The 25,804-nt window shown below is 54.5% G+C and carries 22 protein-coding genes; 2 read left to right on the top strand and 20 right to left on the bottom strand.

What is annotated here, in order from left to right; all coding sequences use genetic code 11:
* Positions 1-3: 3 nt before the first annotated feature.
* The 9 genes from AC1AY0_RS05595 to aroC form a co-directional block, all read right to left on the bottom strand.
* A complete protein-coding gene (locus AC1AY0_RS05595) occupies positions 4-1,278 on the bottom strand; it encodes a cysteine desulfurase (RefSeq protein ID WP_476526113.1) in 1,275 nt (424 codons plus the stop codon).
* A 136-nt stretch (positions 1,279-1,414) separates the two neighbouring features.
* Positions 1,415-2,194 (bottom strand): Fe-S cluster assembly ATPase SufC, encoded by a 780-nt coding sequence (sufC, locus tag AC1AY0_RS05600; protein WP_476525100.1) that lies wholly within the window; start codon positions 2,192-2,194, stop codon positions 1,415-1,417.
* A 24-nt stretch (positions 2,195-2,218) separates the two neighbouring features.
* Entirely contained in the window at positions 2,219-3,454 is a 1,236-nt protein-coding gene (gene sufD / locus AC1AY0_RS05605) for a Fe-S cluster assembly protein SufD (RefSeq protein WP_476525098.1), read from the bottom strand.
* Between the two features lie 5 nt (positions 3,455-3,459).
* A complete protein-coding gene (gene sufB / locus AC1AY0_RS05610; protein ID WP_476526024.1) occupies positions 3,460-4,959 on the bottom strand; it encodes a Fe-S cluster assembly protein SufB in 1,500 nt (499 codons plus the stop codon).
* Positions 4,960-5,189: 230 nt separating this feature from the next.
* Complete coding sequence (locus tag AC1AY0_RS05615; RefSeq protein WP_476525095.1) at positions 5,190-6,815, bottom strand: L,D-transpeptidase; 1,626 nt, start codon at positions 6,813-6,815, stop codon at positions 5,190-5,192.
* A 162-nt stretch (positions 6,816-6,977) separates the two neighbouring features.
* Positions 6,978-8,639 carry a CTP synthase gene (locus AC1AY0_RS05620; RefSeq protein WP_476525093.1) on the bottom strand — a complete coding sequence of 554 codons (1,662 nt, stop codon included), beginning with the start codon at positions 8,637-8,639 and terminating at the stop codon, positions 6,978-6,980.
* 77 nt (positions 8,640-8,716) lie between these two features.
* Positions 8,717-9,163 carry a type II 3-dehydroquinate dehydratase gene (gene aroQ / locus AC1AY0_RS05625; protein WP_476525092.1) on the bottom strand — a complete coding sequence of 149 codons (447 nt, stop codon included), beginning with the start codon at positions 9,161-9,163 and terminating at the stop codon, positions 8,717-8,719.
* A gap of 9 nt (positions 9,164-9,172) precedes the next feature.
* Positions 9,173-10,795, bottom strand: a complete 1,623-nt coding sequence (locus tag AC1AY0_RS05630) for a bifunctional shikimate kinase/3-dehydroquinate synthase (protein ID WP_476526026.1) — start codon at positions 10,793-10,795, stop codon at positions 9,173-9,175.
* 15 nt (positions 10,796-10,810) lie between these two features.
* Positions 10,811-11,998: a chorismate synthase gene (gene aroC, locus AC1AY0_RS05635; protein ID WP_476525105.1), complete on the bottom strand. Its 1,188-nt coding sequence runs from the start codon at positions 11,996-11,998 to the stop codon at positions 10,811-10,813.
* Between the two features lie 51 nt (positions 11,999-12,049).
* Here aroC and AC1AY0_RS05640 point away from each other — a divergent pair, with 51 nt between their 5' ends.
* Positions 12,050-12,520, top strand: a complete 471-nt coding sequence (locus tag AC1AY0_RS05640; protein ID WP_476526028.1) for a peptidase A24 — start codon at positions 12,050-12,052, stop codon at positions 12,518-12,520.
* Between the two features lies 1 nt (position 12,521).
* On the opposite strand, the gene mltG is transcribed toward AC1AY0_RS05640, so the two are convergent.
* The 11 genes from mltG to AC1AY0_RS05695 form a co-directional block, all read right to left on the bottom strand.
* Entirely contained in the window at positions 12,522-13,703 is a 1,182-nt protein-coding gene (mltG, locus tag AC1AY0_RS05645; RefSeq protein WP_476525087.1) for an endolytic transglycosylase MltG, read from the bottom strand.
* 12 nt (positions 13,704-13,715) lie between these two features.
* Positions 13,716-14,183 carry a Holliday junction resolvase RuvX gene (ruvX, locus tag AC1AY0_RS05650; protein WP_476525085.1) on the bottom strand — a complete coding sequence of 156 codons (468 nt, stop codon included), beginning with the start codon at positions 14,181-14,183 and terminating at the stop codon, positions 13,716-13,718.
* A 5-nt stretch (positions 14,184-14,188) separates the two neighbouring features.
* Positions 14,189-16,870 (bottom strand): alanine--tRNA ligase, encoded by a 2,682-nt coding sequence (gene alaS / locus AC1AY0_RS05655; protein ID WP_476525084.1) that lies wholly within the window; start codon positions 16,868-16,870, stop codon positions 14,189-14,191.
* 110 nt (positions 16,871-16,980) lie between these two features.
* Entirely contained in the window at positions 16,981-17,217 is a 237-nt protein-coding gene (locus AC1AY0_RS05660) for a hypothetical protein (RefSeq protein ID WP_476525082.1), read from the bottom strand.
* Entirely contained in the window at positions 17,217-17,600 is a 384-nt protein-coding gene (locus AC1AY0_RS05665) for a DUF948 domain-containing protein (protein ID WP_476525080.1), read from the bottom strand. The genes AC1AY0_RS05660 and AC1AY0_RS05665 overlap by 1 nt, the downstream gene beginning before the upstream one ends.
* A 375-nt stretch (positions 17,601-17,975) precedes the next feature.
* Complete coding sequence (locus AC1AY0_RS05670) at positions 17,976-18,650, bottom strand: histidine phosphatase family protein (protein WP_476525135.1); 675 nt, start codon at positions 18,648-18,650, stop codon at positions 17,976-17,978.
* A 150-nt stretch (positions 18,651-18,800) separates the two neighbouring features.
* On the bottom strand, positions 18,801-19,427 hold the full coding sequence (gene rpsD, locus AC1AY0_RS05675) for a 30S ribosomal protein S4 (protein ID WP_476525136.1): 627 nt from the start codon (positions 19,425-19,427) through the stop codon (positions 18,801-18,803).
* Between the two features lie 202 nt (positions 19,428-19,629).
* The gene (locus AC1AY0_RS05680) at positions 19,630-20,481 is read right to left on the bottom strand and encodes an ABC transporter ATP-binding protein (protein ID WP_476525138.1); all 852 of its coding nucleotides are present in this window, start codon (positions 20,479-20,481) and stop codon (positions 19,630-19,632) included.
* Between the two features lies 1 nt (position 20,482).
* Positions 20,483-21,697, bottom strand: a complete 1,215-nt coding sequence (locus AC1AY0_RS05685; RefSeq protein WP_476525139.1) for an ABC transporter permease — start codon at positions 21,695-21,697, stop codon at positions 20,483-20,485.
* Positions 21,698-21,725: 28 nt separating this feature from the next.
* Complete coding sequence (locus AC1AY0_RS05690; RefSeq protein ID WP_476525141.1) at positions 21,726-22,124, bottom strand: DUF4418 family protein; 399 nt, start codon at positions 22,122-22,124, stop codon at positions 21,726-21,728.
* A 229-nt stretch (positions 22,125-22,353) separates the two neighbouring features.
* Positions 22,354-25,020: an ATP-dependent helicase gene (locus AC1AY0_RS05695; RefSeq protein ID WP_476523309.1), complete on the bottom strand. Its 2,667-nt coding sequence runs from the start codon at positions 25,018-25,020 to the stop codon at positions 22,354-22,356.
* Between the two features lie 179 nt (positions 25,021-25,199).
* On the opposite strand from AC1AY0_RS05695, the gene AC1AY0_RS05700 reads away from it, so the two are divergent.
* On the top strand, positions 25,200-25,781 hold the full coding sequence (locus AC1AY0_RS05700; protein ID WP_476523307.1) for a xanthine phosphoribosyltransferase: 582 nt from the start codon (positions 25,200-25,202) through the stop codon (positions 25,779-25,781).
* The last annotated feature ends 23 nt before the right edge of the window (positions 25,782-25,804 follow it).

Raw genomic sequence — 25,804 nt, forward strand, 5'->3', positions numbered from 1 at the left:
CAACTACTCCACTTCAAAGAACTTACGAATACCCTTTGCGGCTTCTACCAATGCCTTGGCATCGTCTACAGAATTGTAGACGCCACTGGAGGCACGGTTGGAAGCATACAGGCCAAAGTGACGATGCACTGGCTGTGCGCAATGGTGGCCAACGCGGATGGCAATACCCTGAGCGTCAATGTACTGGCCAACATCGTGCGGATGCACGCCAGCCACATCAAAGGCCACAGTACCAATGCGATCCTTGTTCTCGCGCGGACCGAGGATGCGAATATCTTCGATATCGCCAAGCTTCAGCAGCTCTTCGGTAATCGTGCGTTCGTGCGCTTCGATGTTTTCCAGCCCAATGTTCATCATCCATTCGGCGGCAACACCTGCAGCAACCACCTGTGCCACTGGTTGAGTGCCGGCTTCAAAACGAGCCGGTGGAGCCATGTACTGCGCCTCATGATCCATATAGGCGAGCTCCACCATAGAGCCACCGAAGTTTGCCGGAGGCAATGCTTCCAGCAGATCACGCTTACCGTAGAGGAAACCCACACCAGTTGGGCCATACATCTTATGGGCGCTCCAAGCAGCGAAATCCACATCCAAAGCGTGGAAATCGACCTTGAGATGAGGTACCGACTGGCATGCGTCCAGAATGAACACTGCACCCACTTCATGTGCACGCTTAATGATTGGAGCGACATTGGTAATGGCACCCGTGGTGTTGCCCACATGGGTTACTGCCACAACCTTGGTACGTTCAGTGATAACTTCATCGAGGTTATCCGTACGTACACGACCATCTTCAGTTAGATCAATCCACTTGAACGTGGCGCCGGTACGGTAAGCCAGTTCTTGGAACGGCAGCAGCACTGAATGATGTTCAGCTCGGGAGACCACGATTTCATCGCCCGGCTGCAAAGCGAAACGCTTGGCAGCCTCTCCCCCGCGTCCCAATGAAGCATTGCCGAACGCGGTAGCCAGCAGATTCAGACCAGCCGTAGCACCACCGGTGACAACAACCTCTTCCTGGCCTTCCTCGGCATTGGCACCAACCAGCTTCGCCACCTTCGCGCGAGCCTCTTCAAAAGCCACGGTCGAACGTGCGGCAAGTTCATGAGCACCACGATGCACGCCAGCGTTAATCGTGCGATAAAAGTTCGCTTCAGCATCGATTACGCATTCCGGCTTCTGCGAAGTTGCAGCGGAATCGAGGTACACCAGCGGATGCCCGTGAATCTCCTGATTCAGAATCGGGAACTCGTCCCGAATCGCCTTAAAATCAACCATCATTATCCCCTTAGGATGTTCTACGGCTAGGAGTGCAGGGTTAGGGGTGTACTGGTCCGGACCGTAAGCTTGGCCATACGGCCTTGAGTGTGTCGGGAACAGCACATCCCAACCCTGCACGACCCCAAGTAATGGGTCAGGCCAGGGCGGATTCGGAGTCGGCGCCTTCAGGCAGGTAGGCGTCGTAGCCGTTCTCTTCGAGCTCGTCGGCCAGCTCCGGGCCACCGGTCTTGACGAAGTGGCCGTCAGCGAACACGTGCACGATATCCGGCTTGATGTACTTCAGGATTCGCGTGTAGTGGGTGACCATGAGGATGCCGAACTGGTTGGCTTCCTTGGCACGGTTCACGCCTTCGGAGACGATGCGCAATGCGTCGACGTCAAGGCCAGAATCGGTTTCGTCAAGGATGGCGAACTTCGGCTTCAGCAGCTCGAGCTGCAGCACTTCAGCGCGCTTCTTCTCACCACCGGAGAATCCTTCATTCACAGAGCGAGTGGCGAACTTCGGATCCATCTTGAGACGCTTCATGGCGGCAGAGAGATCCTTGGTCCACTGGCGGATACCCGGAGCCTCACCGTCGATTTCGGTCTTGGCGGTACGCAGGAAGTTGGTCATGGAGACACCAGGAACTTCAACCGGGTACTGCATGGCGAGGAACAGACCAGCCTTGGCGCGCTCATCCGGAGTCATCTTCAGGATGTCTTGGCCGTCGAGCAGGGCTTCGCCGGAATCGACGACATACTTGGGGTGGCCTGCCAGCGTGTAGGCCAGCGTGGACTTACCGGAACCGTTGGGGCCCATGATGGCGTGCGTTTCGCCGGAATGCACGGTCAGGCTGGCACCCTTGAGGATTTCCTTCGTGCCTTCCTTGGTTTCTACGTGGACGTGCAGGTCCTTGATTTCGAGTGTTGACATTATTTGCTCCTAAAACGTTCGTTATTACTTGTCTTCGAGAACCTGTGCCATGGCATCGTTTTCTCCACGAGCCAGACGACGGTCAATCACATCCATCAGATGTTCGGAAATGGCAGGAATACCAATTTCTTCCACGAGCTCGCCGAAGAAGCCGCGTACAACAAGCTTGCGAGCTTCGGCCTCTGGAATGCCACGGGATTCAAGGTAGAACAGTTCCTCATCATCGAATCGGCCTACGGACGATGCATGGCCAGCGCCAATGATGTTGCCGTTCTCGATTTCAAGATTCGGCTCGGAATCGGCGATGGCCCCCGGAGTCAACACGAGGTTACGGTTGAGCTCGTAGGAATCAGTTCCAGGAGCGGTAGGCTGAATCAACGCATTGCCAACCCATGTGGAGTGTGCGCCCTTGCCATCAAGTGCACCCTTGTAGACCACGCGAGACTTGCACTCAGGATGGTTATGAACCACCATCGTACGGTGTTCGATATGCTCGCCCGGGTCGACGAAGTAGATGCCGAGCATGTTGAGGTCGCCTTGTTCGCCGCCGAAGTCCTGATCCATACGGATACGGACAATGTCACCGCTAAGTGTCACTACGGAGTGACGCAGCGATGCACCTTCGCCGACATGGATGCGGTGATTGCCGACATGCTTAGCGGTTTTTGCCCATTCCTGAATGAACGTGGTGGAGATATGCGAATCCTTGCCGGTAGTAATCTCCACGCCTTCAGCCAAACGAGCGTCGCCATCATGCTCAACGACCACATCGGCATGTGCACGGTCGGCAGCTGCAATAACCAGGTGGAAGGCATCCAGCTCTTCCCCAGCACCATGCACCTTGATCAGCACCGGCTGAGCGATTTCGCCGTGCAGTTCCAGAATGGTGGCAGTGGCACCGGAATTCCATTCCACAGCGGATACACGATCGTTCGGCTTGGAAACAGTGCCGGACAGTCCTTCACCAAGCTTGACTTGGCTCAGCGTCACGCCTTCAGCCAGCGGAGAACCATCAATCATGGAGACTTCAATCTGTGTCTTGCCGGACGGCTGGAACACATTGAAGAATTCGCTGATACGTTCGATAGGCGTGTATCGCCATTCATCCTGCTTGCGATCAGGCTGCGGGTAATCGTTCGTGTCGAACGAGCGGACAGCATGATCCACGGAAGACGGCATAGCTGCCGGAACGGCATACGGATCATTGGGATCCGCTACTGGAATCTTGATTTCCTTGACGGGTGTTGTTGTATCGGCCATTGGTATCAGCCCACCGATCCTTCCATCTGAAGTTCCACAAGTCTGTTAAGTTCGAGCGCGTATTCCATTGGCAGCTCACGGCTGATCGGCTCCACGAAACCACGCACGATCATGCCTTGAGCCTCTTCTTCGGTTAGTCCTCGGCTCATCAAATAGAACAGCTGATCTTCGGAGATCTTGGAAACCGTGGCCTCGTGTGCCATGGAAACATCATCTTCGCGAACATCAACATGTGGATATGTATCTGAACGAGAGAAGTCATCAACCAGCAGTGCATCGCACACGGTGGAGTTGGAAGAGCCTTCTGCGCCCTTAACAATCTTGACCAATCCACGGTATGCGGAGCGGCCGCCGCCACGAGAAATGGACTTAGCCACAATGGTGGAGGATGTATGCGGAGCCAGATGAATCATCTTGGCACCAGTATCTTGGTACTGGCCCTTGCCTGCGAAGCCAAGAGACATGGTGGAAGCCTTGGCGTACGGTTCAGCCAAAATGCATGCCGGATACTTCATCGTGGCCTTGGAGCCGATGTTGCCATCCACCCATTCCATCGTGCCACCTTCACGCACGTAAGCACGCTGGGTCACCAGGTTGTACACGTTGTTCGACCAGTTCTGCACGGTGGTGTAGCGCACGCGAGCATGCTTTTCAACGATGATCTCCACGATGGCGGCATGCAGGGAGTCCTCGGACCAGATTGGTGCGGTGCAGCCTTCAACGTAGTGCACGTAGGAGCCTTCGTCGGCGATGATTAGCGTACGTTCGAACTGTCCCATTGCCGGCGTATTGATACGGAAGTATGCCTGCAGCGGAATATCAACATGCACGCCCTTCGGCACATACACAAAGGAGCCGCCAGACCATGCAGCGGTGTTCAGTGCGCCGAACTTGTTATCTTCCGGAGGAACAACCGTGCCGAAGTACTTCTTGACCAGCTCAGGATATTCGCGCACCGCAGTATCGGTGTCCACGAAGATAACACCCTTTTTCTTCAGGTCTTCCTGAATGGAGTTGTAAATCACTTCTGATTCGTACTGGGCAGCCACACCGGAGACCAAGCGCTTCTTTTCAGCCTCAGGAATGCCCAGACGATCGTACGTATTGCGGATATCGTCGGGCAGCTCGTCCCAACTTTTCGCCTGCTTCTCAATCGGCTTAACGTAGTACTTGAAATCATCGGCGTTAAAACCGGACAAGTCCACGCCCCACTGCGGCATCGGCTTTTCCAAGAATGCCTTGAAACCGCGCAGACGCATATCAAGCATCCATTGCGGCTCGCCTTTGTCAGCGCTAATAGCACGCACTACATTCTCGTCAATACCGCGCTTGGCGGCTTCACCAGCGGCATCAGAATCATGCCAGCCGTAGCTGTAGTCGCCGAACTGGCTGATGATTTCGTCATCCTGCTTGATTTTATCCTCGTTAACGCGGGTACGATCAGCCACATATTGGCTCATCTCCACGTCAGCGGCGGCGTTTGGCGCTGTGTTTTCGCTCACCATCCTGCCTTCCTTTTACTCGCATAGTCCTACGTAAACCTAACAGAACCTGTGCCGAAACACTACTAGCCACACTGAATATTGGCTGTACGCATACGTGATGTATGTCACATATTTCTTCTGCGAACTCTGATGGCCTTCTGCAGCCTGCTATGGTCTGCCCATTGCGCCACATATGCGAAGAAGGGTCTGTCAACGACAGACCCTTCTTCGCAGCGTGATGATTCTTGTAATCAGAGCTGGACGTGCACCGTGGTACCCATCAGGCACCAATCGTAGAACCAATCGGACACATCCCAGCCGATGCCTACGCAACCGTGGGAGATGTTGTTCATGTTGGCAATAGTCGCATCGCTGGTGAAGCTGGACTTAGCGATACGGTGAATGGCGCAACCATCCTTGGAGAAGTAGTTCACATCGCCTACGCCCTTCACGCTCCACGTGGAAGTGGAACCGTCTGAAAGCTTGACGCTACCGCTCATATCCTGGCTCTCGTACTTCAGCCAAATCTTGAAGTCGCCGGTAGGAGTGCACAAGTCACCTTCGCATACGCCAGTGGTGCGGTTGTTATCCTGGCCAATCGAAGCATGGAATGTTTTGATTTCCTGACCGTTCTCGTACACGTGAACAAGGCGATCAGACAAGTCCACCACTACGTGACGCTTAGTGGACTTCGTCTGCATCGGGTCAACCGTGCCTTCTACAGAAACAGAGCCGCTGCCCTTAGCCAAAGCTTCCACGGCATCATGACCGACGTTGGCATCAGCACCATCAGCAATGGTGACGCCATCATGGCCTTCCTTCAGAACCTTCAGTTCGTCGCCATCATTGTTGACAATGACTTCACGATCTTCACGGTCGGTGTGAAGGTTCGGCTTCACGGAATCGTCATAGTACTGCTGCAGCTTGTCCGCATCGAACACCACGTACCCGTTACGGGTTTCATTGGAGCCGAGCTTGCCATTCTTGTTGGCATCGATACGCATGGAAGCGGCAAGAGCAGCTGCGTCAACGGAAGCGATCTGATGATCCCCCACCTTGATGGACACTGGATTGGCAATCAAACCATCAAGCGTGGCCTTGGCATCATTAGCCACGGCATCCGTCACAGCAGGCTCAGTGTTCTTAAGAGCAACGGTCACAGCTGGAGCCTGCTCATCGCCAAGAGTTTTCACACTCTTGAGAGCTGCCTGAGCAACCGGCTTTGCGTCAAGACCTTCACCCTGCTGTCCGGCGATAACATCAAAAGCGTTACCATCAGCATTCAACTGGAGTGCTGCATCCACTGGCTTAACCTCACTGACTCCAAGCTTGGAGTTCAGCGTGGCATTGTCTGCTGCACCAGCGCTGGCAGGAGCAGCGGTGACATTCTTTTTCACCCAGAATGCATACTGCTGCCACCATGCATCACCGCGCTTGGCGTTGACCACATCAGAAGCAATGGTTTGAGAATCAACGCTCAGGCCAAGATCCTTCAGCGAAACCTTGGCAGTCTTGCCGTCATATTTCACCGTTACGGTGGCGTTATCCACTGCCTCATCAATTTGTGCAGCAATATGGCTCTGGCTTTGGCCCATCACCGGATTGCCCCATAGGGTTACACCCGGCAGAGCATGAGACTGGAAGAACCAGAAGCCACCACCGAAAATCGCACCCAGAACAACGACGACACCAAGTACAATCCACGGCCAAATCACATGATGCTTGCCGTGCTTCACCCTCAATGCTTGTTCGTCAACCTCTTGAATCGGCTGGACAACGTCAAACGGCGTAAACACCGCCGTTGCCTCGCCATCGCTCACAGCCTGCGTCACATGAGGCTGCGGCACACCCATCGACTGTCCGTAGTTATCAGTCATATTGAACTCTTACGTATTCTCTCGTTGCTGTTTCTGCAGTGCTTACGCACATGCGATTCATTATGCACTAAGGCCATGAATTCCTAATGAATTCATGGCCTTAGTATGCATTCAGCGTACGTGATTTACATCACTCTACTGTTGTGGTATCAGATGCAGCAGTCAGCGTGCTTCCTGATGGTCAAGAGCAGCCTTCACCAGACCAGCGAACAGCGGATGTGGCTTGGTCGGACGAGACTTGAACTCCGGGTGAGCCTGAGTCGCCACGTAGAACGGATGCACGTCCTGCGGCAATTCAACGAACTCGGTGAGTTCGCCATCTGGGCTCTGGCCAGAGATGCGCAGACCACCTTCGCGCAGACGGTCCTTGTATGCCACGTTGACCTCATAGCGGTGGCGGTGGCGTTCGGTCACGTGCGTGGTGCCGTACAGCTCGGCTACCAGGGAGCCTTCTTCCAGCTCTGCCGGGTAGGAACCGAGACGCATGGTGTGGCCCATATCGCCCTTGCCAGCCACGATATCCTTCTGCTCTTCCATCGTGGCGATCACCGGGTTGGCGCAGTCCGGCTCAAACTCGGTGGAGTTGGCATCTTCGATGCCGAGCACGTGGCGAGCGTATTCGATGACCATAGACTGCAGGCCGAGGCACAGGCCAAGAGCCGGCAGACCATTTTCACGAGCGAACTTCAGAGCGCCAATCTTGCCTTCGATACCGCGGATGCCGAAACCACCCGGGATCACAATGCCGTCGATGTTGTCAAGAGCAGCTGCAGCACCTTCAGTGGTTTCGCAACGATCGGCTGCAACCCACTTGACGTTCACCTTGGCCCAGTTGGCGAAACCGCCCGCCTTGATGGCCTCAGTGACGGACAGATATGCATCCGGCAGATCGATGTACTTGCCGACGATAGCGATATTGACCTCATGCTTCGGGTGGTGCACGCGCTCCAGCAGGTCAGCCCATTCGTCCCAATCGACATCGTGGAACGGGAGACCAAGCTCACGGACCACGTAGGCGTCGAGGCCTTCTTCGAACAGGATCTTCGGCACATCGTAGATGCTCGGTGCATCCACGCAGTTGACTACACCTTCAGCGTCCACATCGCACATCAGGGAAATCTTGTCTTTGATGGACTGGTTCAGCGGGCGGTCGGAACGCAGTACCAGAGCATCCGGGGAGATGCCAAGCTGACGCAGCATCATTACGGAGTGCTGGGTGGGCTTGGTCTTGAGCTCGTGAGCGGCGGAGATGTACGGTACCAGGGAGACATGCACGAACATGCAGTTCTCCGGGCCGAGATCGCGACGCACTTCGCGAGCTGCCTCGAGGAATGGCTGGGATTCAATATCGCCGACAGTACCGCCGATTTCGGTGATAATCACATCGACATCGTCGGATGCCTGGGCGCGCATACGAGACTTGATTTCATTGGTGATGTGCGGAATCACCTGCACGCACTGGCCGAGGTATTCGCCGGCGCGCTCCTTGCGCAACACTTCCTGATAAATCTGGCCAGTGGTGACATTGGCCTTCTGGGAGAGGAAAACATCAAGGAAGCGCTCGTAGTGGCCGATATCCAGATCGGTCTCAGCACCATCCTCGGTCACGTACACTTCACCATGCTGGAACGGGTTCATGGTACCCGGATCCACGTTGATGTACGGATCCAGCTTCTGCTGGAGCACATGAATGCCACGGCTGCGCAGCAAACGTCCAAGGGACGAAGCGGTCAGGCCTTTGCCGAGGGAGGAAACAACACCACCGGTGACGAAAATATGCTTGGTGACGTGTTCTTGAGAATTACCATGTGTTCTTCTAACCATGGAATTTCACTCTATCATCCGTGCATGACGCGACGTCAACCGTGTGTGTTCCTCCCTAGATAACCTCCATTGGAATATCAGTCGGCAATGAGATGAGCAACAGCTTCAATAGCCAATTTATAGCCATAGAAGCCCATGCCAGTAATGGTTCCCGTAGCGACTGGGGAAATAACAGAACGCTTGCGGAATTCATCACGTGCTGACGGATTGGAAATGTGCACTTCCATCAGTGGCAGCCCAGCGTCACCGACCATATGAGCAGCATCAGCCAGAGCGTAACTGTAATGCGTAAATGCAGCAGGGTTCATAACAACCGGGGTCTTCTCGTCAGCGGCCTGATGCATCCAATGCACCATTTCCGCCTCATCGTCGGTTTGACGAACTTCAACGTCAAGACCCAATTCCTTGCCCCAAGCGGTGCACAGTCGGCGCAGCTCCTCCAAATCCTGACGACCGTACACATCTGGCTGACGTACACCGAGACGCCCAAGGTTCGGGCCGTTCACAACGATCACTTTGGTCATATCTGCTCCTTACTGCTGGATACGGCGGAATGCTTCTTCGACATCCTCCACCGACGGATTATCAAGGTGAACAACGTGGCCAATGCGGTCAAGCACCACAAAACGCAGTTCGTTGCCACGAGCCTTCTTGTCGCGATGCATCAGAGCAAGCACATCGTCGAAAGAGCCACCATTCCATGAAATCGGCAGTCCCAGCGAAGACAGCAGCGAACGATGATAATCCACCAAATCACGGTCGATCAGGCCCATGATGTTGGCAAGCTCAGCCGCATACACCATGCCTACCGCCACTGCATTGCCATGGCGCCAACGGAAATGTTCGAGTTTCTCGATGGCATGGCCCAGCGTGTGACCATAATTGAGGAATTCTCGCAGTCCCTTTTCCTTCAAATCGGATGAGACATGGTGGGCCTTAACCATAACCGTGCGTTCAATAAGCTCAGCCACCACATCTTCAAGCGGAGAACCCAGGAAGGTCTGGCCGTCGAAGCTGCGCAGTTCATCAGCATGATCTTCGAGAATATGCAGGATTTCTGGGTCGCCGATAAAACCAGACTTGGCTACTTCCCCAAGACCCTCAATGAAAATGTCATTAGGCAGGGAGGCCAGCGTGGTCATATCCGCCAAAACACCGGCAGGCGTGTAGAACGATCCCACCAAATTCTTACCCTGCGGCGTATTGATGCCGGTTTTACCGCCAGTGGAAGCATCCACCATGGCCAGCAGAGAAGTCGGGCAATTGACGTAACGGATGCCACGCATCCAAGTGGCGGCCACGAAGCCAGCCAAATCGGTTGCGGCGCCACCGCCGAGTCCCACTACAGCATCAGAACGAGTGAAGCCTTCCGAACCGAGTCGTTCCCAAATACCATTGGCAACGGTAATGGTTTTACCTGGTTCAGCATCAGGAATCACAATGTCGGATACTTCGTAACCACCCTGGCGCAACAGCGCACGAGCACGATCCGAATGTCGCTGCACCGGCTGCGTATGAATCAGTGCGATCTTCTTTGGTCGAGTGCCGAGTACATCCACCAAACGGTTCATTGCACCCTCACCAATGGCCACATCGTATGGGTCAATAGTGGCACCATCAACATGAACAATCCGCTGAGAAACCATATCTATCACTTTCTTCGCTGCCCCCTGCGGAGTCAGTCCGCGAGTATGGACATGGACGCTTGAGACTTCACGGAATACTGGATCGCGTTGCTTGTACAGCTTCTTCCATCGAGTATTGGCATCACCGTTAAGCATTGGTCTGCCGCCGCCTCGATTCGCGCGTTCCATAGCTTCCTGAGGGTCGGCGTCAAGGTAGACTACTTTGCCGCCACGCTTGATGTACGCAGCAAGTTCACGCTGCGTCGATGGTGTCATCGGCGCTCCCCCGCCAAGGGAGAATATGCCGTCGAAATCTTCAAGGAAATCAGCGATTACATCAGCTTCAACATCACGAAAAGCTGGCTCACCATACTTTTCGAAGTATGCGGGAATTTTCATTCCAACTTCGCGCTCGATCTCCGCATCCGCATCAGCGAACGGAATGTGAAGCATATGCGCGACTTCCTTGCCGACTCGCGTCTTGCCTGCACCCATCATTCCGATGATTACCGCATAAGGGTGAGATGTCATGTCTGCACCCGCCAATCAGCGCATATGCTCAGGCCAAGAAGCGAGATACGCTTCAAGGTTGCGATGCGTCTCCTCCACACTGTCGCCACCGAACTTATCCAAAGCATACTGGGCAAGAGTGAGTCGAACCATAGCTTCTGCAACTACAGCAGCAGCCGGAACCGCAGTGCTGTCGGAACGCTGGTTGATGGCCTTTGCAGCCTCACCGGTCAGCACATCAACGGTTCGCAACGCCTTCGGAATAGACGGAATCGGCTTCATGGCGCCACGAACGCGAATCACCTGACCGTTCGACATGCCGCCTTCGACACCGCCAGCGCGGTTTGAAAGTCGGTCGATGCGACCATCCGCGTTGACCACGATTTCATCATGCGCTTCAGAGCCCGGGCGAGCTGCTTCGAGGAAGCCATCACCGATTTCCACACCCTTGAACGCCTGAATGCCCATAATTGCGCTGGCAAGCGCCGCATCAAGACGACGATCGGATTCAACATACGTACCAATGCCGGCAGGTACACCGTAGGCAAGTACCTCGACCACACCGCCGAGCGTATCGGCAGCGCGCTTGGCCTCATCGATACGCTCAATGATGCGCTGTTCGGCATCCTTATCCAGCGTACGTACAGGAGATGCGTCCAGTGCATCCACATCGTCCGGAGTGGGCAGCGGCAGATTCGGGTTCACGCTCACGCCGCCAAGCGCCACAACATGAGACACGGTACGAATACCGAATGCCTGCTCAAGGAACTGGCGAGCCACTTCGCCAAGCGCCACACGAGATGCGGTTTCGCGCGCACTGGAGCGTTCAAGTACCGGACGAGCATCGTCAAAGCCATACTTACGCATACCGGTGAGATCGGCATGGCCTGGGCGCGGACGGCTCAACGGAGCATTGCGGCCTTCGCGCGGCAAATCATGATCGAGAGCATCGGCGCTCATCACTTCAGTCCACTTCGGCCATTCGGTGTTAGCGATTTCAATAGCAACCGGAGAGCCAAGCGTCAATCCATGGCGCACACCAGTGAGCAAGCGAACCTGATCCTGCTCAAACTTCATACGAGCACCACGGCCATATCCGAGACGGCGCCGAGCAAGAGCCGAGACAATATCGTTCGTACTAATACGGATGCCTGCTGGCAGTCCTTCAATCATGGCCACCAAGGCCTCTCCGTGAGACTCCCCCGCCGTCTGCCAGCGCAACATAGCCATTCCTCTCATGCCAAATGGTCAATAACTAGGGGATAATGGTAAGCCATGCCATACCTGTTCACTCTTCCCGGTCTGCTATGTGAGCTTGCTCTGTCCATCGAAGATGTACGAGCCAGAAGAGTTCCGCTGCCTTGGGTCGCTATTGGCGCCTTGGTTCAGCTCATTGCTGTATTCGTGTATGGCGTGCTGATGAACGATTTGTTTGTGCTCCTGCAATCCTTATTGTTCACTGCATTGTGTTGCCTCATCCAACTCGCATTGGCGTTGATTGTGCCACGATCATTAGGCTTTGGCGATGTTACCGCTCTGATTCCCTCTGGCTTGGCCGTCAGTATGTTTGGACTGTTCGCCGTGGTGACATGGTGGCTGGCCATGGGGATTTGCGGATTGGTGTGGATTGCGGTTTGGACCAGATTCTTCTCGCATAAGCAAACGGCACATACGGGCAAGGTCCCGTATGTGCCGGTGATATTGGTAGCCGCGATTATTGCAATCGCTGCTGGCGTAATCGCATAAATTACTGGTTGTTAGCCTGCCATTGGCGCAGCTCAGCTACGTTCTTGTCATGCTCTTCAGCAGTAGTCGCAAACTTGGTTTCGCCAGTGTCAAGGTTGACCGTGCAGAAGTACAGCCAATCGCCAGCTTCCGGATTCATTGCCGCCTGAATGGCATCATCACCCGGATTGCTAATCGGCGTAGGAGGAAGACCAGCAATCTTATACGTGTTGTATGGGTTCGATTCATCCTGAAGCATCGCAGTGGTTACGTCAGCAGGCTGCACATTGTTGCCGTAAGCCACCGTGGAATCCATACCCAAAGTCATTCCCTGTGCCAAACGGTTTTCAATAACGCGTGTCACCTTGCCGTAATAGTCGGCCTTGTTCACTTCGGCTTCCGCGATTGAAGCGATAATCATAATGCGTTCACGATCGGAGCCGGACGGAACATTCAGACTATCAAGCTTGGCAATGCGCTTATCCACCATATCTTTAAGAATGTCGGACGCGCTGCTCATACCCTTAACGTTATACGTTCCAGGTTCAAGCCAGCCTTCGAAGCTGCCATTGGCCTCAGCCGGCAAAATACCATCGCCCTTATTGTTGATGATGGTGTTGAATTCATCCTCAGAAATGCCGGAAAGCGTTGCAGCGTCGGTAATAACCGCGCTAACTCGTTCACCAGGACGCACTTCAAGGAAGCCTGCAGCCTTCGAACTATCCGTGAGAATAGTCAACACATCAGAAGCAGCCATATGCTTCTTCAACGTGAACGTACCAGGATACAATTTTGCATCATTGGCACCCACGATACTGGTGAATGCATCAGTGGATTTAATGACTTCGGCCTTCAGCAGATTCTTCGCGATTTCTACTGCGCCCTGGCCTTCCTCGACAGTGAATGATACTTCGCCATAGCCAGGGCCTGGATAATCCTCAACAATCGCGGTGGATTGGCTCTGATTATCACGAATCTCATGCAGTTTGCGTACACCAAAGTATCCGCCGCAGGCGATTAGTGCGATAACAACAATGATGACGATAAGAACGCCATAGCGCTTTTGCTTACGCTGTTTACGACGCTTGCGCATTTCTCGTCGAGATTTCGGCGGCTGCGGTGGTTCGCTGCCTTCCAAGGAACCGGTTCCCTGTTCGACCCAATGCGTGTTTTCATCAAAGAAATCATGAATGTTGTCTGACATGAATCCCGTACCTCATTGTTTCCCGGCACGGTCGAGTGCCGTCTGCAAAATCACCACTGCCGACTGCTGATCGACCAAAGGCCTGTGCTTATTCGATGACTTATTCGCCTCGAATAACTGTCGATGCGCACTGACCGTGGTCAATCGCTCATCTATCAATGATACCTGCGGAATCTTATGTTCCACTAATGTGCTGTCTTGCTCTTCCTCTTGCAGAGTTTGCAATCGCTTTTGCAGATTAGCCGCCCAGCGCTTTGCCTTTTTGGCACTTTTGCCTTCAGTGCCATCCATTTGCAGAGGAAGACCTACTACTACATGAGTCACTTGCTCGTCTTCGATGACGTCAAGAACCTCATCAATAGCAAAGAAATAATCTCCGGCAACGTAAATATCGCCTGCCGGGTGAGCAAAGGTAAGCTCGGGATCGGACAAAGCCAGTCCGACCCGAGCATTACCTAAATCAACGCCTAGCCAAACCACAGGCGTCAGGCCTTCTGAGCCTCGTGCTTCAAGGCTTCAAGTGCCTCATCGATCTTGGATGCGTCAGCACCGCCACCCTGGGCGAAGTCCGGCTTGCCGCCGCCACCGCCGCCAAGGATCTTGGAAGCGCCGCGAACGAGGTCGCCAGCCTTGATGCCGGCCTTGCGAGCAGCCTCATTGGTAGCCACGGCCACCATCGGCTTATCATCCTCATTCACACCAGCAAGAGCCACGATGGCCGGAGCATCCTCGCCAAGCTGGCCACGGATATCGAGCACCGTCTTGCGCAGAGCGTCGAAGGTACCGAAGTGGCCCACGTTCTTCACCGCAGCCTTGACCGGAGCATCGGAAGCCTTGGCGTCAGCGACGAGAGCCGGCACTGCAGCAGCGAGCTGGCCTTCGTACATGGCGGCCAGACGACGATCGGATTCCTTGAGCTTGGCGAGCAGCGTGTTGATACGCTCAGCGAGCTCATCCGGACGGGCATTGAGCTTGTCGGACAGCTGGGAAACCAGTGCATGCTCACGAGCGTTGAAGTCGTAAGCGCCCTGGCCAACCACAGCATCCACACGACGCACACCCTGACCGATGGAAGCCTCGGACAGAATGTTGACCATACCGATCTTGCCAACGTGATCGACGTGGGTACCACCGCACAGCTCACGGCTCCAGCCGTCTTCGCCGATGGATACCACGCGCACGATGTCGCCGTACTTTTCGCCGAACAGGTGCATGGCACCAAGGGCGATGGCGTCATCGAACTTCATTTCCTTAGTGGTCACGGCGAGGTTGTCGCGCAGCTTGTCGTTCACACGCTCCTCGACAGCGGAAATCACCGACTTTGCCGGGGCCTTGGACCACTGGAAGTCGAAGCGCAGACGGTTCGGAGCGTCCTCGGAACCACGCTGCGTTGCCTGCGGGCCGAGCTCTTCACGCAGGGCCTTGTGCACCATGTGAGTTGCGGTGTGGGAGCGAGCGATAGCGCCACGACGGTTCAGATCGATGTTGGCGTTCACCTCGGCACCGACCACCAGCGTACCTTCGGTCAGACGGCACTGGTGAACGATGAGGTCCTTAATCGGCTTCTGCACATCATCGACTTCGAGCACAGCACCATCATCAGAGAGAATCTCACCCTGATCAGCAAGCTGGCCACCGGCCTCCGCATAGAACGGAGTGCGATCCAGGATGACCTCGATGTTGGCCGGACCAGTGACAGCGGGCACGGAGCCCTTGCCTTCCTGCATGATGCCAATCACCTTGGCGCGGGCAGACATGTCGGTGTAGCCCAGGAAGTCAATCGGATTGACCAAGGTCTTCTTGAAGTCGTCGTAGACGGAGAGGTCCACGTTGTGACGCTTCTTCAGGGCGTCCGCGCGGGCACGGGACTTCTGCTCGGCCATCAGCTCGCGGAACTTGGTCTCATCGACCTTCACACCCTGCTCGGCAGCCATCTCGAGGGTCAGCTCGATCGGGAATCCGTAGGTGTCGTGCAGCTTGAACGCGTCCTCACCGGTCACGGTCGGCTCGGAAGAGTCGCTCTTAGCCTTGTTCACAGCCACATCAAGAATGGTGGTACCGGTTTCCAGTGTACGGCGGAAGGCGTCTTCCTCGCCGTATGCGGATTCAGACACCTCATGGAAGGTGTCATTGAGCTCCGGGTAGCTGGCTTCCATAGCGTTCTTGGAAGTCGGGAACAGGGTCGGCAGTACCGGATCGGTCACACCGAGCATACGCATGGAGCGCACAGTACGGCGCAGCAGGCGGCGCAGCACATAGCCACGGCCGACGTTGGACGGACGCACACCGTCAGACATGATCATCAGAGCAGAGCGCACGTGATCGGCAACCACGCGGAAGCGCACATCGGCGTCTTCGTTCTCGCCGTACTTCAGGCCAGAGAGCTGCTCAGCAGCTGCGATAACCGGGAAGACTTCATCGGTTTCGTAGATGTTGTTCTTGCCCTGCATCAGGTAGGCAAGACGCTCCAAACCGGCACCGGTATCAATGTTCTTGTTTTCAAGTTCGCCAACGATGTGCAGGTCCGTCTTGGACTTGACGTTATCGACCTCATAGTTCTCGAACACGAGATCCCAGATTTCGATGTAACGGTTCTCGTCAGCGATCGGGCCGCCTTCCTTACCGAATTCAGGACCGCGATCGACGTAGATTTCGGAGCACGGGCCGCCAGGGCCAGGGCCACCGGTAGTCCAGAAGTTGTCTTCCATGCCCATCTTCTGAATGTGCTCAGGGTCAACGCCCTCGTTAATCCACAGGGCGCGGGCTTCGTCATCATCGGTGAAGGTGGTCATCCACAGCTTCTCGGGATCGAAGCCATAGCCGCCTTCGCTCTGCGGAGTAGTCAGCAGCTCCCAAGCGTAATGAATGGCCTCTTCCTTGAAGTAATCACCGAAGGAGAAGTTACCCAGCATCTGGAAGAAGGTGCCGTGACGAGTGGTCTTGCCCACTTCGTCGATGTCGAGCGTACGCACGCACTTCTGGTTGGAAGCCATGCGGTGCTTCGGCGGGGTCTGCTCACCCATCAGGTAAGGAATAAATGGCACCATGCCTGCAATAGTGAACAGCGTGGTGGGGTTCGGAGAGATCAGCGACGCCGAAGGCACAACAAGATGGTCGTGCTTGGCGAAGTAATCAAGGTATCGCTTTGCGATTTCCGCAGTGCGCATGGCGGGATGTACTCCTTGTTGGTTTTAGGCGTAATACGCCTGTTCTTTATGGAAAGACTTTATGGATGAAATGAATGATAGTGATAGATGTGCTGAAAATAATCAGTCAATTAGTCAGCACGCACGTTGTATTTATTGTTCAGCTCAGCCTCGCGGGCTCGACGAGTCGCATTGAACTCATTGACCAAGCCTTCAAGTGTTCTCATCGGAACATTGGTCTGATCAGGACCGAGCAAGAATTGACGGGCTGCATCAGGCGTATTGGCCTTGACATATGCCTGCGCTTTAGTGACAGCCACAATGCCTATGGCCACTCCAACGCCAACCCAGAAGATGCGTTTGAACATCACTCCCCCTTCTGAGCAGAATCACCAGCATTCTTAGCCATGAAAGACTGTGCAGTGGACTTCAATGCATACACGGCGGAAGCTGCCTTAATAATCGGCTTGCCCAGGAAAGATCCGTACAGATCAGTCAACGCACCGACGTTATTGGCCGTGGTCGATGCCGCAGCGGAAATGCGATTGACATCTTCGAGCGACTTGTTCACCTGCTTGACGGTAGTCACACCTTCATCCAATGCAGGGATGGCATGCTCTCCCGACTCCTTGACGGTCAGCGCAATCTGATCGAACATCTTGCCGAGTCTGATCAGCGGATAGATCATGAAACCGGCCAATACAGCGAACGCGATGGCCGCGATCAGGCCAGCGATCTCTCCGACTCCCATTTGTTTCCTCCTTGAGGTCACATATACTCGCACAAGAGTAGCACTTGCGCCCTAATTTACGTCAATTATCGGCCTCAACTATCTGAATCCCGATGAAGACTGTAGGGTTTTCGACACCGACTGTAGGGTTCTGAACACTGACTGTAGGTTTTCCAACACCGACTGTAGGATTTCCGACGTATTTTGTCCAAAACCCTACAGTCGGTGTCAGAAAACCTACAGTCGTTGTTGGAAAACCTACAGTTACTGTTGGAAACCCTACAGTCAAAAGTTGTCAAGCTTAGGTTATTGAGACCATAGCGGCTTGGGTTACTGAAAAACTACGGTGGCTATGAATTACTGAAACTGTGACGACTATGGCCGGCAGCTGTCCGACTATTTGCCGTACGACACGATGGTGATGGCCTCGTCGAATGGTTTATTGGTATCGAAATCGATTACGGTCACAGAACCATTGGCCGGGCGTTCACTGAGGTCAAGATCGGGACCGCCGAAACGATGAGCGAGCGAGAGCAGCGTGTTGCCATGAGAGATTTGCAGCACGTCATCACCGTCATTGAGCTGTGGGTTGGAGGCCACAAGCTGGAAGGCCCCTTCCACGCGCGCCCAATATTCCGCATCCGATTCTGCATCATGGAATGGATCTGCTTCTTTTAAGAAATCACGAGATGCTGCGAGCCCAAAGCGGCTCACGATGTCATTGTAGGTTTTGGCGCCATGAGGTGCTCCCGCTGCATACCAAGCCATGGCCATGTCAAGACCCTCATAGTAGCCATAGAACTGTTCGCGGAAGTGCATGTCCGAAACCAATGCAGGGCGGGGATTACCTGCGGCTTCATTGATGTCCAGTATCTTTTCAGCCGTTTGCTGTGCACGGGTGGTATCTGAGCAGTAGGCTGCCGCAAACGTCAATGACTTCAGTTTCTCCCCTGCCTTGGCAGCGTCAGCGATGCCGGATTCGGTGAGCGGAGAGTTAGACCAACCTTGCAGACGATTGTATCGATTGAAGTAGGTCTGCCCGTGACGAACTAGATGCAAATGAAGAATCATGGCTCTTATGCTACCGCATATGCGTTCGTTAAGATTGTTCTTTGATGAGGGGTATTTGATGAGGGGTAGAACGCGCGAACCCCGCGCTCCACATGGAAACGCGGGGTTCGAACGGTATGTCCTGGATTGTTTTGACCAGATGGGCCCGGATCAGCGGGCGTAGAATTCGACCACGTACTGGATGTTGACCTGCACCGGGATCTCTTCGACTTCCGGCTTACGGGTCACAGTGGCCTTCAGGGAGGCAAGGTTCACGTCGAGGTAGCCAGGAACCGCCGGCAGCACATCACGGTGCACGCCTTCAGCGGCGATCTGGAACGGAACCATGGTCTGGCTCTTAGCCTTGACCTGGATGGTCTGGCCAGGCTTGACGCGGTAGGACGGGCGATCGACCACGTTGCCGTCAACGAGGATGTGACGGTGAACCACGAACTGACGAGCCTGAGCGGTGGTGCGGGCGAAGCCAGCACGCAGCACCAGGTTGTCGAGACGGGTCTCGAGATCGGTCAGCATGGCGTTACCGGTCTGGCCGGCGGTACGGGTGGCCTTCTCGTAAGCGGCACGGAGCTGCTTCTCGGAGACGCCGTACTGAGCGCGCAGACGCTGCTTTTCACGCATACGCACCGCGTAATCGGATTCGGTGCGGCGACGGTCACGGCCGTGCTCGCCAGGAGCGTACGGACGCTTTTCGAAGATGCGCTGAGCCTTAGGGGTCAGTGCGATGCCGAGGGCGCGGGACAGGCGCACCTGACGGCGAGAACGCTGAACGTTCGTCATTTGGATTAATCCTTCTGTCGTTATTTGAACGGAACGTTTGACTTCTATACGATGCCAAACGCTGAGCCGGGCCTCTCCAGCGCTTCGTCGTGATAATTCACGAGTGACTTTATTCTTGCGAATAATTGTCACCGACCCGCTGATGGGCTATGACTCCAGACGGCATCCGCCTTTCAGCAGACACCAGCGAGCAATATTACACCTAGCCCATGGACAGCGTTCCAGCGTCCATGCGGTATACCTTATCTGCGTACGCAAGCGCATCGGAATCATGGGTGACCATAAGAATCGCCATGCCCTGCTCTGCCTGTGATTTCAGCAATCGCATGACGATATCAGTACTCTCCTGGTCGAGATCACCGGTTGGCTCGTCGGCAATCAGCAATTTCGGTTGATTCATCAATGCACGCGCAATAGAGACACGCCGCATTTCACCACCGGACAGTTCACGTGGGTAGCTGTCGGCCAATTCTGCAATGCCAAGCTGTGCGAGCAGATTTCTTGCTCGCGAGGCAAGTACAGTCATCTGCTGCGCTCTTGGATTCGATTCTTTAGCTTGTGACTTGGTTTGATTAAAAGGAACCACAGTATCCGGCATATCCGGATCGTCAGCTACCTCTAATGTATCGATGGCATCATCCAACTGATCTTCAGTATCGATCTGGTTTGTGCCATCGGCAGTGAACGGCAGGGATTGCGCAAACATTGTAGCCGGCAAGATTACATTGTCCAGCACGGTGAGGTTGGCAAGAAGCGTATGACTTTGCGTCATGAAGCCGATAATGCGATTGCGCAACATCGATAATTCCGTATCCGGCAAATCGGCAACACACTGTCCATCTACTTGGATTGTTCCCGAAGTTGGACGAATCAATCCGGCGACCATATTAATCAATGTGCTTTTGCCATTGCCTGATCGACCGACAATGGCAACAAACTCCCCTGCGTCAACGCTGAGGTTGACATGATTGACGGCATTGAACGGCTTGCCTCGTCGAATGAACTGACGAGTCAGATCGGTCACATCCAATACGTGAGCGGTGGATTCGTTCATGTCACTCCCCCTCTCGCAAGGTGAGGTATGCCTCAGGCCGGCTGAGACGCCACATGGTGAGCAGGGAACCAAACACACCGATTGCGGTTGAGCACACTAGGGTTATCGCCATGCATCCGAGAACCACTAGCGGACCTGACTGGAGATACGGCAATTGCAATTGTTGACCGATAAGCGAGCTGAATGGGAAAACCGCCAAGCTGGCGAACCCTACGCCGATGACGCCGCCAACCAGCCCTATGATGATCGATTCTTTGAAGATAATCGCATGCAGCATGCCTCGCGTGGCACCCATAATGCGCAGCGATGCGAATTCACGTTTACGTTCATTCACTGACGAGGCAAACACCGCCAATAGAACGATAATGCCCATTACCCAAATCACAGCAACAAACATGCTCAGATAGGTAACAAGTGCGTTCAATGAGCTTTTCGTTGTGGCGGTAATGCCACCCGGATAAACATAGCCCAAATCGGAGAACCGGGAGTCAAGACGCTTGATGTTTTCGGCAACGGTTTCGGCATCATAGCCTTGCTTCACCTTGATCAGCACGGTGGACACAGCTTTGTCAGCGTATTCGGCGAACGCATTCTTCGTGATTCGAGATGAGGCGGTAACCATCTGTGGCACAGTGGCTTGATTGATGAACACGGAATTGTCAAGACTGGTGCCAGTGTTGGCGAGCTGTGCGACTACAGGCCAATCGCGTCCGTAGAGTTCAATGGTGCCATCTACGGATACGTTCACATTCGCTCCGGCAATCATCTGCCCGTTGTTGAGGGTGCCATCAAATTGGGACGCCACCCAAGGTTCGATGACGAAATCGGTGGCGGGATCGTAACCGATAATCTGCAGTTTTTCATCGCAACAAGCGGCAGCCAGCGATGATATGTACGTCTGTTCGCTGGCGCGCTCTATACCGTCGGCGGTTTTTACTTTGTCGGCGATGTCTGTAGTGAAATAGAACGTGCTGGGACTGCCATTGGTGAGCAGCGCTTCTGCTTTCTGAGCGGTGTTTTGCGGTACGACCATAAGGTCGGCGCCAAGACGCTGCTCCATGCTGGTCATGCCGGTATTCAGGTTCATGGTCAGCATGGTGCCGCCAAACATCGTCAATGCCAGAATGGTAACAACAGCAAGCAAAGCAGCAGTGCGGAATGGCTTACGCTTCAGATTCTCGTATGGCAAGCCGTGCAATGTGATATTGGCATGCATTGGCTCTATTCCTATTCCTCGAGCCGTATTAGCTGCGCTGAGTGTATCGAGCATCAAGCCAGATGGCGATAGCAGAAAATACCAGAGTGAGCACACCGAGCACGATAAGCGTAGGCAGCATCACCATACGGCAATGCATCATAGAACCCTTGCATACGCCAATAAGGAAGGTTGGTACAGCAAGCAGCAGTAGTGCGTTGACGGCAGAAGCGATGTTGAGCCCGATTCGGATTTGCGGCGCAACAAACAACGCCACCACACCAAGTACGAGAATGGCTACACCAATGCCAGTAGCCGCCTGCTGTGAATAGTGGCAAGCACCAGGCATGTCATGGCTGCTGCAAGCGTGGGCAAAGGTTTGAGGTGCGATGGCAATCAGCAAGCCAAACAGAATATTGGGAACGGATGCAAACAGCTTGTTCTTCATTTCTCTATCTTTCTCTCCCCGATGCGGGGCTCGTGAGCACAACCTTCGCATTATGCCCATGTCGCAATCCGAAAAACAAGTCTTGTTTTTTACGCTTTTCTTTGCTACTCAAGCGCGTATTGAGAAGCTATCACAGCTTCTCAATAGCTGAGCCGTGAAGCGGGCAACCCGGTGGGTTGCCCGTAGACGAAGGGAGCGGCTTGCCGCGACGGCTCCTATTGAGAAGCTATTAAAGCTTCTCAATAGGAGCCACACGAAGCATCAGTCGCTTGACGCCGGCCGATCCGAAGTCAACCGTAATCACTGAATTGGCGCCCTTATCTTGCGTATCGGTAACCGTACCGAGGCCGAACTGGTCGTGACAGACCTTGTCTCCTACGGCAAAATCAGCAATCTTCAGACCATTGTCTTTCTTCAATTTGGAGCTGGCCACACTCTTGCCGAGTGAGGTAGAAGACTTTGGCGTGGTTCGCCTGGTGGTGACTTTGCCGCCGCGCGTATGGCCATACGAGTCCGACGAACCAGAACGCGAGCCATAGGATTTGGAACCATACGAGGATGAGCCGGAGCGCGAACCGTACGAGCCATATGAGCCATACGACGACGAACCGTATGAGGAACCGGAATCATATGAACGCGAGCCGTATGACGATGAACCATACGAACGAGAACGAGACCCATAGGAGGAACCTGAACCACGGCCACCGAACGTGGAGGAACCACCAAACGTGGAACCTCCGAAGTCGTCGTCATCCCAGCCGCCGTAATCATCGGCGAATCCATCGGATTCCCAATTCGACCGCATGCGTTCCACGCCGGCTTCGCGACGCTTCCAATCAATCAGCGCTTCAGGAATCTCATCGAGGAACTGGCTGGGCATCATATCCGCAGCCTGCCCCCATTGGGATCGCACGGCTGCACGAGTCACATATAGGCGGCGCTTAGCTCGCGTGATGCCCACGTATGCCAGGCGTCGCTCTTCCTGAAGTTCAGTGGTGTCTTCCATCGAACGTGAATGCGGGAATGTGCCCTGCTCCATGCCTGTCAGGAACACCACCGGATATTCGAGGCCCTTGGCCGTATGCAAGGTCATTAAGGTCACTTTGCCGGAGTCCTCAGCCTCGCTGGGCAATTGATCGGAATCAGCCACCAGTGCTGTGGTTTCCAAGAACGCGGAAAGCGTGGCATCCGGCGTATTCTGTTCGAATTCGGCGGCAGTGGATTGCAGCTGGGAAAGGTTTTCCAGTCGAGATGCATCCTGAGGGTCCACGGACTTTTCCAATTCCGCTCTCAGACCGGACTTTTCCAGCACTTCCGCCACGATTTCGCTCGGCTTATTGTCGTGCGCACGAGTGAACTGGGACAATGCGCCCATAAGTTCGCGGAAGCTCTTCAACTGGTTTGCAGTACGCGTCGGAATATTCTGAATCTCATCCAAATGCATCAATGCGTAGAAGAAGCTCGTGCCGCGTTCACGCGCGAAAGCAAGCAAAATACCCTCGGCACGATCGCCAAGGCCACGCTTGGGTACGTTGAGAATACGGCGGAGATTCACATCATCATCGGGATTGACGAGCGCTTGCAAATACGCCAGCGCATCCTTGATTTCACGACGCTCATAGAACTTGGTGCCGCCGACCAGCTGATACGGCAATCCAGCATTGATCAGCGCCTCTTCCAAAGAGCGGGACTGTGCATTGGCTCGATACATGATGGCCATATCCGAGTAGGCAATGGATTCCTCGGCGTGCAGTCGGGTGATTTCCGTGGCGACCCATTGGGCTTCCTGCTGGGCATTATCCGCCGCATATCCCACGATGGGTTCGCCTTTGCCGAGCGCAGTCCACAGTTTCTTGGGCTTGCGACCTTCATTGTTGCTGATAACGGCGTTGGCGGCATCCAGAATGGTTTGCGTGGAGCGATAGTTCTGCTCCAGCATAATGGTTTTCGCGTTTGGGAAATCCTGCTCAAAATCCTGAATGTTGCGAATATCCGCACCACGGAATGCGTAGATGGACTGGTCGGAATCGCCTACCACAGTGATCCAAGCAGGACCGGTTTTACCGGCATTGGGAGCTCCAGGAATCGCATGCTCGCCCGTGTCCACGCCGGCCAGCTCGCGGACAAGCACATATTGGGCATGATTAGTGTCCTGGTACTCGTCCACCAGAATGTACCGGAACCGGCGATGATAGTACTCAGCCACGGCCGGGTCTGAGCGCAGTAGTTCGACCGTTCGGCCGATAAGATCATCAAAATCAACGGCATTGGCAAGAGCCAGTCGGTGCTCGTATTCGGCGTAAATCACCGCATAGACGGCTTCAAGATCGTCTACCGTACCGAACTGATAGCCGCGCTGCCCAGGCGTGAAATCCGGAGCATGCAATGCCAGGTACTCTTTCCAACCGGTCAGATTGTTCTTGAGGTCGGAGATGTGGCCCAGAATCGAACGCGGCGTATATCGCTTAATATCCAGATTGAATTCGGTGGCGATGATTTTAACCAGACGCTCAGAATCAGCGGAATCATAAATAGAGAAGCCTGATTTCAGGCCAATGGATTTACCATCTCTGCGCAAAATACGCACGCAGGCGGAGTGGAAGGTCGAAACCCACATACGCTGTGCCACTGGGCCGATCAGCGAACCCAGACGTTCGCGCATTTCGGCAGCAGCCTTGTTAGTGAATGTAATGGCAAGCACTTGGCTGGGCCATGCACCAAACTGGCTCAGAATCCATGCGATACGTCGGGTCAATACTCGAGTCTTACCGGAACCGGCGCCTGCGCCGATGAGCAGCGCCTGGCCGCGGTACTGCACGGCTTCAGATTGCTGAGGGTTAAGGTCACCTACGAGCTCCTGGGCGCTGCGTGTAATGACTTCTGGCTCCTCCACCACGGTTCCTTTCTCCGTTTGATTCCCCTACCTAGGCAGAATGCGACACGCAGAACATGCCGTATGGGGTAATCGCATACCCCGCTGCCTCGTATAACGCGACATTCATATCTACCATATGCGCCGGTCAGCGTAAGCTGGTTTGCCATATCCCATAGCTATGATGTCAAGGAGGTATTCCAGTGCAGGAACTTGAGGAACGAATCCAGGCCGAAGGCACCGTCAAGGCTGGCAATGTGCTGAAGGTGGACGCATTCCTAAATCACCAGTGCGATGTGCGCCTGTTCGATCACATGGGCGAAGCCTGGGCGAAGCATTTCGCAGGTAAGACCATCACCAAGATCCTGACCATCGAGGCTTCCGGCATCGGCATCGCATGCTGCGCTGCTCGCCACTTTGGCGATGTGCCGGTGGTGTTCGCTAAGAAGGCACAGTCCATCAATCTTGATGGCGATCAATATTCCACCACCGTCTATTCCTTCACCAAGCAGAAGGAATTCCCGGTCATCGTTTCCAAGAAATACTTGAATCCCGGCGATCATGTGCTGCTGATTGATGACTTCCTGGCCAATGGCAAGGCACTACGCGGCCTAATTGAACTGTGCGAAAAAGCCGGCGCCACCGTTGAAGGCATTGGCATTGCCGTGGAGAAGGGCTTCCAGGGCGGTGGCGACAAGCTCCGCGAGGAAGGTTATGACGTGGATTCTTTGGCGATTGTGGAATCCATGGATCCGGAAACCGGCACGATTGTATTCCGTCACTGATTCAACTGAGAGATACAACCGAT

Source organism: Bifidobacterium sp. LH_416 (genome assembly GCF_056357055.1).